Here is a 13,450-nt window from a genome sequence, read left to right on the forward strand (position 1 = left end):
GACCGACACCGAACCGACCGGGCATACAGCCCCCTGTAACATCCGCTGGACTGCCGACAGTGTAGCCACTACGAAGTCGCGAATCCGGCCAACGATGTCGCCGCGGAGATTCGTTGAACCACGGTAGCCACGTCGAGCGACAGGATCCGCAATTTCGTGGTCAGCTCGCGCCAACTCCACCACAATCCCCGCGGATGAGCGCACCTAGGCTCGGCAGGTCAGGCGCGGGCAGGCAGCAGCTCGGCGACCAGTTCCTCGACTCGCTTTTTGATTTCGTCGCGAATGGGGCGCACTGACTCGACACCCTTGCCTGCGGGGTCTTCCAGGACCCAGTCGCGGTAGCTGACGCCGGGGAACATCGGGCAGGTGTCGCCGCAGCCCATGGTGATGACCACGGTGGAGGTCTCGACGGCGTCGAAGGTGAGGATCTTCGGCTTCTGATCGGAGATGTCGATGCCGAGTTCGGCCATCGCCTCGACCGCTGCGGGGTTGATCGAGTCGGCGGGCGCGCTTCCTGCGGAGCGGACCTCGATGTCCTCACCGGCCAGGTGGGTCAAGAACCCGGCCGCCATCTGGGAACGCCCGGCGTTGTGGACGCAGACGAACAGGACACTGGGCTTGGAAGCCATGAGCGGGAGAGCCTTTCGAACAACGGAGTGCTGCTGGGTCAGGAAGCCGGGATGTCGAGCTCGGCGAGCAGGTGCCGGACTCGGGTCTCGATCTCCTCGCGGATCGGCCGGATCGCTTCGACATCGAGCCCGGCGGGATCGTCGAGGCTCCATTCCTCATATCGGCGGCCCGGATAGATCGGGCAAGCGTCGCCGCAGCCCATGGTGACGATCACGTCGGCGGCGCGAAGGATCTCCTCGGTCCATGGCTTGGGGAACTCGGTGGTGATGTCGATGCCGACCTCGGCCATCGCTTCGATGGCAGCGGGATTGATCGCATCGCCGGGTTCGCTACCGCCGGACCAGGCGACGGCGTTGTCTCCGAGGTGGGTGAAGAATCCGAGCGCCATCTGGGACCGTCCTGCGTTGTGGGTGCACAGGAACAGCACTGTCGGCTTGCCGGTGTGGGCCTTGCCCTCGACTCGGGCCAGGGCGTTGAGGCGTTGGCGGGCAAAGCGTTCGGCCAGCAAGGGGAGGAAGTTCAGGACCGTGGCGCGTCCGGCGAACTGGTCGTAGGAGGAGTTCAGGAACCGCTCGATCGTCTCGACACCGAAGGTGCCGTCGAACTCGCGCTGCAACCGCGTGGCCGCGGTCTCGAGCGCTAGCTGCTGGTCGATGGTCAGATCGTCACGAACGTGGCCGGCGTGGGCGAGGGGACTGTCGCTCATAACGTGTTCCGATGCTCCGAGGAATGACGGTATCAGTTGGGTGGACAGAGTTCGGTCAGCAGCTGATGCACGCGGGCGGCGATGTCGTCGCGGACCAGGCGCATGCGTTCGATGCCCTCGATTCCGCGTTCGGAAGGTTCGTCGGTGTCCCAGTTGATGACTCGCACATCACCAACAGGGTCGACTCGAGCCTCACGGCCAAGGGTGACGACCAGATCGACCGCGCGCAGCAGCCGCGAGTCGATGGGTTTGGGGCGCCCATCGCGGATGTCGACGCCCACCTCGAGCAGCGACTGCACCGACAAGTCGTTGAGTGCTCCACCGGGATCGGTACCTGCGGAGTAGGCCTCGACTCGGCCTTGTGCGGCGTGGCACATCAGGCCGGCGGCCATCTGGGACTTGCCGCCGTTCTTCACGCAGACGAACAACACGGCTGGTGTCGCGGTCACTGCTGAGCTCCGTGCTCGGCAGCGGCGGCGGGAACCGGTGTGAATCGCTTCCGAAGTGCCAGCGACACATACACCAAGCCCACAAGCACCGGAACTTCGATCAGCGGACCGACGACCCCGGCGAGCGCCTGCCCCGAAGCCGCGCCGTAGGTGGCGATCGCGACGGCGATGGCGAGTTCGAAGTTGTTGCCCGCGGCGGTGAAAGCCAGCGTCGTGGTCCGTTCGTAGCCCAGGCCCATCGCAGCGCCGAGGAGGTAACCGCCGCCCCACATGATTGCGAAGTAGGCCAGCAGCGGGATAGCGATGCGCACGACGTCGAGGGGCTGGGAGGTGATCTGCTTGCCCTGCAAGGCGAACAGGATCACGATCGTGAACAGCAGCCCGTACAGCGCCCACGGGCCGATCGTCGGCAGCAGTGTCGACTCGTACCAGTCGCGGCCCTTCGCGCGTTCGCCGAAGCGGCGGGTGAGGTAACCCGCGAGCAGGGGGATACCCAGGAAGATCAGCACCGATTTCGCGATCTGCGACGGCGAGGTGTCGATCGTCGTCTGCTCCAGGCCGAGCCAGCCGGGCAGCACGGACAGATAGAACCAGCCCAGCGCCGCGAACATGATCACCTGGAAGATCGAGTTCAACGCCACCAGCACCGCGGCGGCTTCGCGGTCGCCGCAGGCGAGGTCGTTCCAGATGATGACCATCGCGATACAGCGGGCCAGCCCGACGATGATCAACCCGGTCCGATACTCGGGCAGATCCGGCAACAGCAACCACGCGAGGGCGAACATCAGGGCCGGGCCGAGGACCCAGTTCAACACCAGCGAACCGACTAGCAGCTTGCGGTCGCCGGTGACGGTGTCGAGGCGGTCGTAGCGCACCTTCGCCAGCACCGGGTACATCATGATCAGCAAACCGATCGCGATCGGCAGCGAGATCCCGTCGATCTCGACCGCGCCGAGCGCGTCGCCGAGGCCTGGAATCATTCTGCCCAGCAGCAACCCGGCGGCCATCGCCACGCCGATCCACACCGGCAGGAACCGGTCCAGCATGGACAGTTTCGCAACGACTCCGGTGTGCGGGGTTTGTGTCTCCACGCTCACGCCATCACCCCAGCTGCGCCGCTCTCGACCAGCAATACATCCGAAAGCCGCTGCATCGCTTCGGGAACGACCCGGTAGTACACCCACGACGCACGGCGTTCGCTGGTGAGCAGACCAGCCCCGCGCAGCACTTTCAGATGGTGGGAGATGGTCGGCTGGGTCAGCTCGATCCCCTCCGAGATGTCGCACACGCACGCCTCACCGTTCTCGCGGCTGGCGACCACGCTCAACAGTCGAAGCCGCACCGGGTCCGACAACGCCTTGAACACCGCCGCCAACTCCACAGCCGCGTCCGCGGTCAACGGTTCGCGCACCAGCGGCGCGGCCGCGCACTGCTCCAGCGGCGTGATCGACAATTGCGACTTAGACATGCGGCTATATTGACAGATATCGAATCCGATCGGCAAGCAAACTCTCGGTGAACGCTTAGTCCACTGGCGAGGGGCGACAATCGAAGACGAGGGTGAGTCGTGGTGATGACGAGGCGTGCAGTGGATCGACGGGCGCTTGCCGCCGAACTCGAAGGAGCTCGGCGGCGCTTGCACGAGCTGGTCGACTCCTGCACCGACGACGACTTCGATCGTCCCTCCCGCGGCACGCGCTGGACCAATGAGCAGCTGCTGTTCCACATGGTCTTCGGGTTCATGGTCGTGGCGCGGCTGCTGCCGCTGGTTCGGTTGTTCGGCAGGCTGCCCGGCGGAGTCGGTCGAACCTATGCCCGACTGCTCAACGCCGGAACGCCTATGTTCGACGTGATCAACTACTACGGCTCCTGTGCCGCGGCGCTGGTGTTCAACAGGCATCGGGTGGCCAGGCGATGTGATCGCGTCATCGCCAAGCTGCAATACAAGCTAGCCAATGAACCGGAGGCCAACTTCACCCTGGCCATGGCGTTCCCGGCGCGGTGGGACCCGTTTTTCTCCGCAGTGATGACTGTCGAAGATGCGTACCGATATCCAGTGCGGCACTTCGATTTCCACGAACTCCAGCTCACGATCCGCGAGTGAACGCATCGTGGGGCTGACCCGGCGGTGGGCCGCATGGGTCAGCTGAACGGTGAACGTCGTTCCAGGAGCACGGTGTCGCGCCAGATCCCGTCATGTCGGACGATGCGTTCGCGGACGCCGACGGTGCGATATCCGCCGCCGTGGTGCAGGGCGAGTGCGGCGCGGTTCTCGGTGAAGATCGAGGTCTGCAACGTCCACAGCCCGGCTTCGTCGGCGGCGAGAATCTGCTTGCGCAGCAACGCCTTTCCGGCTCCGCGGCCTCGATGCTCGGCACCGACGTAGACGTCGGTTTCGACCACTCCGGCGTAGGCGTCGCTGTCGGAGACCGGGGCTGCGGCCGCCCAGCCGACGACGGCGCCGTCACGTTCGGCGACCCAGCGGTGCTCCGGCAGCCAGTGCTCGGCGAGGTAGTCGCGGCCGGGCAGTTCGGTGTGGGAACCGGCGTTGCCGGTAGCCAGGCCCTCGGCGTAGATCCGCAAGACCGCGTCCCAGTCCTGATCGTCCATTGCCCGCACGGAGATGTCGGTGGGGACCTCGGCGGGGTGGCTCGGCTGGGGTCCGAGGAGTCCCATGACCGCGTCGGCGGCGTGCGGGAGTCCGGCGCAGCAGGCTTCGTTGACGGTGACGATCGTGGTCCGGCCTTCCCTGTGCAGGCGCACGAATCCGACGTCGGCGAGCTTGCGCAGGTGGTGGGAGGTGGTGGATTGGCTGGTGCCCACGATGTCGGTCAGCGCGCCCACGGTGATCCCCTTCGGGGTGGTGGCGACCGCGTGGAGCAGTTGCACCCGCACGGGTTCGGCCAGGCAGGCGAACCATTCGGCGTAGGTGCTGGCCTGCCCGAGCGGCAGGACCTGGGCAAGAGGCAAGGCGGTGGACATGCACCCGATTATATCGATCTGTATCGATGGTTGCATTCATCGATGGGCGTCGATAGGATCTTCGTTGATTGATCGATCCGCATCGATGAAAGAGGATTTCTGATGAGCTTCCTGCCTGTTGTCGTCGTCGGCGCCGGTCCGGTCGGACTGTCTGCCGCTGCCGAGCTTGTAGCCCGTGACCTGCCGGTTGTGGTTCTCGAACGTGGTGAGCACGGCGGTGCCGCGGTCGCGCAGTGGAACCACGTGCGGCTGTTTTCCCGCTGGGCCGAACTGATCGCTCCGGCCGCGCGGCCGCTGCTGGCCGAGGCTGGTTGGGCCGAACCCGACCCGGGCACTTACCCGACCGGAGCCGAGTGGGTGGAGGCCTACCTGCGTCCGCTCGGTCAGGCGCTGGGACCGCGGGTCCGGTTCGGCGCGGAGGTGGTCGGGGTAGCGCGTCGTGGCCGCGACCGGGTTGTGGACGCCGGGCGCGACAGCGAGCCGTTGACCGTGCACGTCCGCACCGCCGAGGGTGGTGAGGAGCGTCTTGCGGCGCGGGCGGTGATCGATGCCTCGGGGACGTGGGGCGCACCGAATCCGCTCGGCGGGGACGGGCTGCCCGCCATCGGAGAATCCGCAGCTGGCGACCGGATCACTTACCGGGTGCCGGACCTGAGCGATCCGGTGGTGGTCGAGCGGTATGCGGGCAAGCACATCGCGGTCGCCGGTAGCGGGCATTCGACGATGACCGCGCTGGTCGCGCTCGCGAGCCTGGCCGAGCAGCATCCCGGCACCCAGGTGTCGTGGCTGCTGCGGCGCGGTGAGATCGGCTCGACCTTCGGTGGCGGTAAGGACGACCAGCTCCCCGCCCGCGGTGCGCTGGGTGTGCGAGCACGGGCCGCGGTCGAGGCCGGACACATCAGCGTGGTCACCGGATTCCGCACCGAGACCGTCGAGCGCGACAGCGAGGGACGCCTGAACCTGGTTCCCGCCGAGGGGAACCCGGTCTCGGACGTCGATGAGGTGATCGTGCTGACCGGTTTCCGTCCGGACCTGTCGTGGCTGTCGGAGATCCGCCTCGGCATGGATGCCACTTTGCAGGCGCCCACCCTGCTGGCGCCGATGATCGACCCGAACATCCATTCGTGTGGGACGGTGTATCCGCATGGGGTCAAGGAGCTTTCTCATCCCGAGCCGGGTGTGTTCCTGGCCGGGATGAAGAGCTACGGCCGGGCGCCGACGTTCTTGGCGATGACCGGCTACGAGCAGGTCCGTTCCCTGGCGGCCTCGCTGGCCGGAGATCACGAAGCTGCCGAGCGTGTCGATCTGGTGCTCCCGGATACCGGTGTCTGCGGCGGTTCCGGGGTGTTCGACGCCCCCGCCGAGCAAGCTGCGGAGAGCTCGGGCTGCGGTGGCGCACCGGCACCAGAGTCGGAGCTGGCACTGTCGGCGCCGGTCGCGCTGCAAGAGCTGCCGTTGACCGTCCCCGCTGCCCACTGATCCGCCGTGGTAGACGTCGTTTCGGCGCCGCCCGTACCCGCCGCGACCGCCTCCGGGTTGCGGCGGGTGCTGGTGGTGCTGTGTCTGACCGAGATCACCAGCTGGGGAATCCTGTTCTACGCCTTCCCTGTTCTGCTCGGCGATATCGCCTCGACCACCGGCTGGTCGGCGACCGCGCTGACCGCCGCGTTCTCGGCCGGTCAACTCGTCGCCGCGGTGGCCGGGATCCCGGTCGGGCGCTGGCTCGATCGCCACGGCCCCCGCGGGGTGATGACCGCCGGATCGCTGCTGGCTGTGCCCGCACTGGTCGTGATCGCGACCGCCCCATCGCTGGCGTGGTTCGTCACCGGATGGCTGCTGGCCGGGGTCGCGATGGGCGCGGTGCTCTATCCACCCGCCTTCGCCGCGCTCACGCGCTGGCACGGTGCCGACCGGGTGCGTGCCTTGATGGTCTTGACCTTGGCCGCGGGGTTGGCTTCGACCGTGTTCGCTCCGCTGACGGCTGTGTTGTCGGACCGGATGGATTGGCGGGCAACGTATCTGGTGCTGGCGATCGTGCTCGCCGCGGTGACGGTGCCGGGCCACTGGTTGGGGCTGCGACTGCCTTGGCCGCCGCGCCCGACCGCCGAACCTGGCCACGCGCACGTGACCGATCCCGGCCCCATCGCCCGCAGCCGCCCGTTCGTCGCGCTGGCGATCGCGTTGAGCGCCAGCGGATTCGCCTCATTCGCGGTGATCGTCGCGTTGGTTCCGCTGCTGACCGAACGAGGTCTCGGCACCGGCCTGGCTGCGATCGCGCTCGGACTCGGCGGCGCCGGGCAAGTCGCCAGCCGCCTCGGCTACTCGGCGTTCGTGGCCCGCACGAGCGTGCGTACTCGCACCATCGCCATCGTGAGCGCTATCGCCGCCACCACCGCACTGCTCGGGGTGTTCACCACCGCGGCTGCGTTGGTCGCGGCCGCGATCGCGGCGGGCATGGCCCGCGGAGTGTTCACCCTGCTGCAAGCCACCGCCATCACCGACCGCTGGGGCGCAGCCCACTACGGCCAGCTCACCGGACTGCTGTCGGCGCCGCTGACCATCACCATGGCGTTGGCGCCCTTCGCCGCCACCGCTCTGGCCAGCGCGCTCGGCGGCTACTCGAACGCCTTCCTCCTGCTGGGCGCCCTCGCCGCCGCCGCTGCCGTCCTGTCCGCCGCCACCATTCCGACGCCAGCGCCGAAAGAACATCGCTCGTGACCAGTGAACCCGGCCCGATCACCACCGGGTCATCGTCGGCTTGCACGGCGGGCAACGGCTCGACGATCTCTGACTAGCGTTGGTCGTTCAGAGTCATTCCCGACGCGATCGTGCGATCGCGAAGCGCGTCGACGCTGCCGAACACGGTCTGCGGCAACTGGACGTACTCGTCGAGGAACGCGCCCGCGTTGGCCGGTCCGATCACATCCCACACCACGGTGCCGTCGGCGACGGTGATCGCCATGCACAGGAATGGACAGCATCCCTGCTCGAACGCCGCCTGCTGCCGCACCTGGGTCTCGATGTCGTCTTGCTGGCGAAAGGTCCAGCGCACCCCCCATTCGGTGCGCTGCCCGCTGATGAACGCTTCGGCGAACAAGCCGCGGTAGGCATCGACTATCGCGTGCTCGTCGTCGCCGGGTCGGATCGTGCACACAATGGGTGCATCGGGCGGGATGTCGTGGGTGTCGGTCACCGATCTGCTCCTCGTTGTCGTTGTGGTGTCCTGTCACCGGCAACCGTAAAGTCTGGACCTAAGTCCAGAGTCAAGACCGATCGCAGGAGAGGTGACGATGAAGATCGGCCAGGTCGCCAAGGATGCAGGCGTCACCGTCGACACAGTGCGCTACTACGAACGCCGCGGTGTCCTGCCCGCCCCGCAACGGGAACCGTCCGGCTACCGCCACTACGGACCAGACGCTGCCGACCACATCAGGCTGACGAAGTCCTTGCAAGCACTCGGATTCACTCTCGATGAAGTCGTCGACGCCTTCCGCGACCTCGACGATGGCGACACCACGTGTGCCAATCAACGCTGGCGACTCGAGCAGGTGCTTCACCGCATCGACACCCAACTCGCTCACCTGCAACAAGTCCGCGCCAGCGCGATGACCGTGCTCGAAAGTTCCCACGCCGGTCAGTGCGACCACTGCGTGAGCCAACCGATCAGCACGCACCCTTGACCGGACCAGTTGCCCGGACCGCCCGGCATTTTCGGGGTTGCATCTTGTACCTAGGTACAGGCTTACCGTGATCGTATGACCACCAACGATCATTCCGATCCGATGATGAACCTGTCGGCATGCACGCTGCCGACAGTGGAGCGTCCGACGCGGCTGGCCGAGTTCGACCAGTTCTTCGCCGAATCCGTGCGGGCCACCCACCGCCCGGATCCCGCCCGCCTCGAGCTGACGCTCACCGCCGACGCAGACGCTGAGCCGGTCGGGCGGGATCTGGCCGCGAGGGAGTCGGCATGCTGCTCGTTCTTCACCTTCACCTTTCAATCCACCTTGGCGGGCACTGTCATGCGGATCGAGGCGCCCACCGCCTACGTCGAGGTGCTCGACGCGCTGGCAGCTCGCGCCCAGACCGCCGTCGCCGGAGCCGGTCGATGACGGGCATGCGCAGCGGGGAGTTGGCCGCCGCGGCCGGTGTGAACGCGCAGACCTTGCGCTACTACGAACGCCGCGGCCTGCTCGCCGAACCGGACCGGTCCCTTGGCGGGCACCGCATGTACCCCGAGCAGGCGGTCACGGTGTTGCGGGTGATCAAGGCCGCCCAACGCCTCGGGTTCACCCTCGACGAGGTAGCCGACCTGCTCGAAGCCACCCAGCTCGGGCGCCGCCGCACCGAGGCCGGGTTGCAGGCCCGCGCCGCCGCCAAACTCGCCGAGGTCGACGCCGAACTCGCCGAACTCACCGCCGTGCGCGACATTCTGCGCGCCGCCCTGGCCGCCGGATGCGACGACCTCATCGAATGCAGCGAACACCCGTGCTGCCCCGTGCCGTTCGACACAGACATCACCACCGGCATCGGCAGCGGTATCGAAGGAGGCCGTTGTGGCTGCTGAACAGACCAAGACCCGCCGCTGGTGGGCGCCGATCGGGCTCGGCGCCGCCCTGTGCGTGGCCTGCTGCCTGGCCCCGATCCTCCTCGCCGCCGGAATCATCGGCAGCGGAACGATTCTGGTGAGCCTGTCGTGGCTGGAACCCCTCGGATTCGTCCTGCTCGCAATCGGCGTGGCCGGGCTGATCTGGTCACGCACCCGCGCCCGCCGCACCGGATGCGCGACCACCGACAACGCCACCGACGGCGGATGCGCGAGTGCGGGATGCGGCTGCACCACCGCCGCGACGCGGTGAGCCCGGTTCCCTGGGCTCACCCGGTCATGACCGTTCTGCGTTCGATCCTGCTGTTCGCCTTGGCCGCCGTCGCCGAGATCGGCGGCGCCTGGCTCGTCTGGCAAGGAATCCGCGAACACCGTGGCTGGGCGTGGATCGGCGCCGGAGTCATCGCCCTCGGGTTGTACGGATTCGTCGCCACCCTGCAAGCCGACCCCCACTTCGGACGCATCCTCGCCGCCTACGGCGGTGTCTTCGTCGCCGGATCCCTGCTGTGGGGAGTGGCCCTGGACGGATTCCGCCCCGACCGCTACGACCTCATCGGCGCCATCCTGTGCCTGATCGGAGTCGCTGTCATCATGAACGCACCCCGCCCCACCTGAACCAACACAAGCCTCCGCGCGTCATGTCGGCCAGCTCGAACCCCGCTGCCGACTCGGGCGCACCACCACCGATCGTGCTCAGCAGCGACACCAGGGCCGCCGATTCTGCGGGCGCGCCGACGTTTTCGAGTCGTAATCGGTGACGACGTCCGAACTCCGTCAGCTAAACCTGGACACGACAGCCTCAGCGCTCGCAGGACCCTGCCAAATCTCGACCGTGCCGCGACTGTCTTGCATCGAATGCTCCCACTGCGGCCCAGGTGCGTCCTTTCCTGTTCTCCTCCGTCTGTCCTGATGCCTATCCCCACGAATCAAGGAGTCACCATGACCAACCCGAACGAGTTCTCGTCCCCGGCGGCACAACGATCAGACGCACCATCGCAGCCTGCGGCGGCCGCGTGTTGCAGCACCGAACGGCAGACCACATGCTGCGATGACAGCGAGAAGGCGGCGTGCTGCGGTCCGGCGGCGACGTCCGGCGGCGGGTGCGGCTGCCAGTAGCACTCACCCGGCACGGTGCGGTGCGAGCCTCGAGTGGCTCGCACCGCACCTTTGTCTGGTTGTGGTGACCCTGCGGATGACCGGCGGCTGTTTGCCCGAGCCGGGGTGTCGGTCTACTGGTCCGAGGGTGGTGTGGCTCCACAGGCGCAGGCTCCTCCGCCTCCGCCGTCGCAGGTTCCGCTGCGGGGTTGGTAGTCGTGCACGTGGCCGGTGCGGTCCTGGCTGATCTGACAGCAGGCGTGCAATCGGGCATGGAGGGCGGCGCGGCCACGTTGGACGCGGGACTTCATCCCCGACACCGAAATTCCCGCTTCACTGGCGGCAGCGGCGTGCGTGCGGGCGTCGAGGTCGACCATCTTCACCGCAGCAGCCTGCTCGGCGGGCAGCCCGGAGAGCATCGGCACCAAGCACGAGGCGAGTTCTCGCTCGGCGGCCTGTTCGGTGTCGGGTTCAGCTTCGCCAGTGGATGGGTTGTCCGGGACGGTGTCGACGGGTAGTTCGCGGCGATGGGGCGCGGACCGGTAGTAGTCGGTGATCGCGTTGCGGGTGATGGCATACATCCAGCCCAGAAGCCGGTCCTGATCTCGCAAATTGTCCAAGCTCTTGGCCATCCGCAGGAACACGATCGACAGGATGTCGTCGGCGTCCTCCGGGCGCGAGACCCGGCGGGCGATGAAGGCCCGCAGGTCGCTGGAAAAGCGGCGCCAAAGCTGCTCGAGATCACCATGTTCCGGCCGGGGTGTGGCCGCGGTAGTGGCCGTTTCCTCGCTCATGATCCTGGCTCCTCTCTGTCTCCAGCATCCTCGCCTGGTACCGCAGTGGCGAGCCTTGGCTGGTCATTACCGGTACGGACCGCGATCGGGACGCATTTCCTGCGTCCGAATCCGGGGTGTCACGTCTGTATGGGTGTCGATGTCGAGTTCTTCGATTCGACCGATCAGGAAGCGCGGTGAGGAGGTGAGAGCGATGCTGACGACACATCTGTTGTCGGATCTGACCGAGGAAGAGGTCGATCTGATCGTGGCGGAGGAACTGCATCTGCTCGACGCCGCCGCATGAGCGCCGCCGACGCCCACACCGGGCGTATCCGCTGAGAAGCACCCCAGATGTGCCTCTATCCCCGGCGGGGTAGGGGCCATCGGAGTGCCCGGTTCCGGGCGAAGAACCCGGCCCCGTCCTTCCCTCTGGCAGGGAAGGGCAGGGCGGGTGCGTCGCCGGTCAACGAGCGCGTGCCGACCGAACCAGGCCGGTGAGGACGGGGACAGCGGTGACTGCGGCCCACAATCCGATCGCCGCGACCAGGGCGGTGGCGGTGTCGCCGGCGGTGGCAGTGCCGAGCACGTGCCCGCGCAGGGCGTCGGTGGCGTGTGCGACCGGATTCACCGTGGCCATGGCCTGCATCCAGCAGGGCATGGTCTCGATCGGTGCGAACGCACTCGAGACGAACATCAGCGGCATCATCACCGTCATCCCGGCGAACTGGACCACGTCCGGGCGGCGTAGCCGGTCCCCGATCAGACCGAACAGGGCGCTCATCGCCCCCGCCAGCACCACCAGAACCACGACTGCGGCGACGGCATCCACGGCGGTGCCGTGGAAGTCGAAACCCAGCAGCACCGCGGCGATCCCGAGCAGCGCAGCTCGAGCGAGAGTGAAGACCGCCTCGTTGATGGTGCGAGCCACTCCGGGCAACGTTGCCCGCATCGGCAGCGCCGCGAAGCGGTCGTGCAGGCCGTTGGTGTGGTCGATCGCGGCCGAGACTCCGGCGTTGGTGCCGGCCATCACCGTGGAGACGGCGAGCATGGCCGGGGTGAGGAAGTCGATGTAGCTGACCCCGGCCGGGAAGCCGGGTCCGGCGGCGACGCTGCGGAACACCTGGCTGAACAGCACGAGCATCGCCATCGGCATGGTCAGCGAGAACATCAGCAGCTGCGGGACGCGGGCGCTGGTGCGCAGGTTCCGGACAGTCAGGGCGGCGAGCTGGTTCCCGATCGGGGAACGCCCGATCACGGTCGTGATGGTGGTCATCGGTGGGCTCCGGTGGTGTGGGCGAGGTGAGTGAAGACGTCGTCGAGGCTCGGCGAGGTCACATCCAGGTCGGCGACGTCGATACCGCCGCGGTGCAGGTCGGCGACCAGTGCAGTCGCGGTGCGGGCGTCATCGACGGTGACCGACACCCGCACCCGAGTGCCGTCGACCCGGTCGCTGTCCGGGGTGAACGGCAGATCCGCGATCTGGTGGATGGGGAGAGTGGCGTGCAGGACCTTGCCGCCGACAATCCGTTTCAGCTCGGCCGGGGTGCCACGCGCGGCGACCCGCCCGCGACTCAGGACCACGATGTGGTCGGCGAGCCGGTCGGCTTCCTCGAGGTACTGGGTAGTGAGCACGACGGTGGTGCCCGCGGTGGTGAGCTCGTCGACGACGTCCCACAATCCCGCGCGGGCCAGAGGGTCCAGACCGGTGGTCGGCTCGTCGAGGAACAGCACCGACGGATCACCGACGAGGCTGGCGGCCAGATCGACACGGCGGCGGGAGCCGCCGGAGAGTTCCCCCACCCGCCGGGTCGCGTACTCGTGCAGCCCGAGCCGGTCGATCAACGCGTCGGCACATGCGCGGGCAGCGCCGCGGCGCAGCCCAGCCAGGCGACCGATCAGCTCCAAATTCTCACGCGCAGTGAGGAATTCGTCGAGTCCAGCGTACTGACCGGTCACCCCGATCCGGCGGCGAACCTCGGTGGCGTCGGCGACCACGTCGAGGCCCCCGATCTCCACGCGGCCGATGGTGGGCCGCACCAGGGTGGTGAGGGCACGGATCAGGGTGGTCTTGCCCGCGCCGTTGTGGCCGAGCACCCCGATCGTCGTCCCAGCAGCAGCCTCCAGGTCGACACCGTCGAGGGCCCACGTTCTGCCATAGGCGACGTGCAGATCCTCGACCACGACCGCCGGGGTGGTCATCGCACAC

The 13,450-nt window shown here is 67.5% G+C and carries 19 protein-coding genes; 8 read left to right on the forward strand and 11 right to left on the reverse strand.

The features are described 5' to 3' along the window. Nucleotides 1–218 precede the first annotated feature (218 nt). Genes AC3EO7_RS26290 through AC3EO7_RS26310 form a run of 5 tightly spaced genes read right to left on the reverse strand, consistent with a single transcriptional unit; the run spans nt 219 to nt 3,253 of the window. On the reverse strand, nt 219–629 hold the full coding sequence (locus AC3EO7_RS26290) for an arsenate reductase ArsC (protein ID WP_431966090.1): 411 nt from the start codon (nt 627–629) through the stop codon (nt 219–221). Between the two features lie 38 nt (nt 630–667). Further along, nucleotides 668–1,336 carry an arsenate reductase ArsC gene (locus AC3EO7_RS26295; protein ID WP_435592654.1) on the reverse strand — a complete coding sequence of 223 codons (669 nt, stop codon included), beginning with the start codon at nt 1,334–1,336 and terminating at the stop codon, nt 668–670. 32 nt (nt 1,337–1,368) lie between these two features. Then, nucleotides 1,369–1,728 carry an arsenate-mycothiol transferase ArsC gene (locus tag AC3EO7_RS26300; RefSeq protein WP_431966185.1) on the reverse strand — a complete coding sequence of 120 codons (360 nt, stop codon included), beginning with the start codon at nt 1,726–1,728 and terminating at the stop codon, nt 1,369–1,371. Between the two features lie 53 nt (nt 1,729–1,781). Next, a complete protein-coding gene (gene arsB / locus AC3EO7_RS26305) occupies nt 1,782–2,831 on the reverse strand; it encodes an ACR3 family arsenite efflux transporter (protein ID WP_431966183.1) in 1,050 nt (349 codons plus the stop codon). A gap of 47 nt (nt 2,832–2,878) precedes the next feature. Then, a complete protein-coding gene (locus AC3EO7_RS26310; RefSeq protein ID WP_435592655.1) occupies nt 2,879–3,253 on the reverse strand; it encodes an ArsR/SmtB family transcription factor in 375 nt (124 codons plus the stop codon). Nucleotides 3,254–3,358: 105 nt separating this feature from the next. On the opposite strand from AC3EO7_RS26310, the gene AC3EO7_RS26315 reads away from it, so the two are divergent. Next, nucleotides 3,359–3,889 (forward strand): DinB family protein, encoded by a 531-nt coding sequence (locus AC3EO7_RS26315; protein ID WP_435592656.1) that lies wholly within the window; start codon nt 3,359–3,361, stop codon nt 3,887–3,889. Nucleotides 3,890–3,927: 38 nt separating this feature from the next. Here the strand turns inward: AC3EO7_RS26315 and AC3EO7_RS26320 are convergent, their stop codons facing one another. Next, a complete protein-coding gene (locus AC3EO7_RS26320) occupies nt 3,928–4,767 on the reverse strand; it encodes a helix-turn-helix domain-containing GNAT family N-acetyltransferase (protein WP_435592657.1) in 840 nt (279 codons plus the stop codon). A gap of 102 nt (nt 4,768–4,869) precedes the next feature. On the opposite strand from AC3EO7_RS26320, the gene AC3EO7_RS26325 reads away from it, so the two are divergent. Both AC3EO7_RS26325 and AC3EO7_RS26330 read left to right on the forward strand, forming a co-directional pair. Beyond that, nucleotides 4,870–6,246, forward strand: a complete 1,377-nt coding sequence (locus AC3EO7_RS26325) for an NAD(P)-binding domain-containing protein (protein WP_435592658.1) — start codon at nt 4,870–4,872, stop codon at nt 6,244–6,246. Between the two features lie 6 nt (nt 6,247–6,252). Further along, a complete protein-coding gene (locus AC3EO7_RS26330; RefSeq protein ID WP_435592659.1) occupies nt 6,253–7,485 on the forward strand; it encodes an MFS transporter in 1,233 nt (410 codons plus the stop codon). Nucleotides 7,486–7,558: 73 nt separating this feature from the next. Here AC3EO7_RS26330 and AC3EO7_RS26335 read toward each other — a convergent pair whose 3' ends face one another. Further along, entirely contained in the window at nt 7,559–7,960 is a 402-nt protein-coding gene (locus AC3EO7_RS26335) for a hypothetical protein (protein WP_435592660.1), read from the reverse strand. A gap of 97 nt (nt 7,961–8,057) precedes the next feature. On the opposite strand from AC3EO7_RS26335, the gene AC3EO7_RS26340 reads away from it, so the two are divergent. The 5 genes from AC3EO7_RS26340 to AC3EO7_RS26360 all read left to right on the forward strand — a co-directional run bounded on the left by AC3EO7_RS26340 (nt 8,058) and on the right by AC3EO7_RS26360 (nt 9,988). Beyond that, nucleotides 8,058–8,447 (forward strand): MerR family transcriptional regulator, encoded by a 390-nt coding sequence (locus tag AC3EO7_RS26340; RefSeq protein WP_435592661.1) that lies wholly within the window; start codon nt 8,058–8,060, stop codon nt 8,445–8,447. A 75-nt stretch (nt 8,448–8,522) separates the two neighbouring features. Then, nucleotides 8,523–8,879, forward strand: coding sequence for a hypothetical protein (locus tag AC3EO7_RS26345; RefSeq protein ID WP_435592662.1), 357 nt, complete (start codon nt 8,523–8,525; stop codon nt 8,877–8,879). Further along, a complete protein-coding gene (locus AC3EO7_RS26350; RefSeq protein WP_435592663.1) occupies nt 8,876–9,334 on the forward strand; it encodes a MerR family transcriptional regulator in 459 nt (152 codons plus the stop codon). The genes AC3EO7_RS26345 and AC3EO7_RS26350 overlap by 4 nt, the downstream gene beginning before the upstream one ends. Continuing rightward, a complete protein-coding gene (locus AC3EO7_RS26355) occupies nt 9,324–9,626 on the forward strand; it encodes a hypothetical protein (protein WP_431966070.1) in 303 nt (100 codons plus the stop codon). The genes AC3EO7_RS26350 and AC3EO7_RS26355 overlap by 11 nt, the downstream gene beginning before the upstream one ends. A gap of 26 nt (nt 9,627–9,652) precedes the next feature. Next, nucleotides 9,653–9,988: a YnfA family protein gene (locus AC3EO7_RS26360; RefSeq protein WP_435592664.1), complete on the forward strand. Its 336-nt coding sequence runs from the start codon at nt 9,653–9,655 to the stop codon at nt 9,986–9,988. A gap of 311 nt (nt 9,989–10,299) precedes the next feature. On the opposite strand, the gene AC3EO7_RS26365 is transcribed toward AC3EO7_RS26360, so the two are convergent. The 4 genes from AC3EO7_RS26365 to AC3EO7_RS26380 all read right to left on the reverse strand — a co-directional run bounded on the left by AC3EO7_RS26365 (nt 10,300) and on the right by AC3EO7_RS26380 (nt 13,443). Continuing rightward, on the reverse strand, nt 10,300–10,533 hold the full coding sequence (locus tag AC3EO7_RS26365; protein WP_431966066.1) for a hypothetical protein: 234 nt from the start codon (nt 10,531–10,533) through the stop codon (nt 10,300–10,302). Between the two features lie 69 nt (nt 10,534–10,602). Next, complete coding sequence (locus AC3EO7_RS26370; RefSeq protein WP_431966064.1) at nt 10,603–11,262, reverse strand: sigma-70 family RNA polymerase sigma factor; 660 nt, start codon at nt 11,260–11,262, stop codon at nt 10,603–10,605. 445 nt (nt 11,263–11,707) lie between these two features. Then, complete coding sequence (locus tag AC3EO7_RS26375) at nt 11,708–12,517, reverse strand: ABC transporter permease (protein WP_431966062.1); 810 nt, start codon at nt 12,515–12,517, stop codon at nt 11,708–11,710. Beyond that, a complete protein-coding gene (locus AC3EO7_RS26380; protein ID WP_435592665.1) occupies nt 12,514–13,443 on the reverse strand; it encodes an ATP-binding cassette domain-containing protein in 930 nt (309 codons plus the stop codon). The genes AC3EO7_RS26375 and AC3EO7_RS26380 overlap by 4 nt, the downstream gene beginning before the upstream one ends. Nucleotides 13,444–13,450 lie beyond the last annotated feature (7 nt).

Source organism: Nocardia sp. bgisy118 (assembly GCF_057708605.1).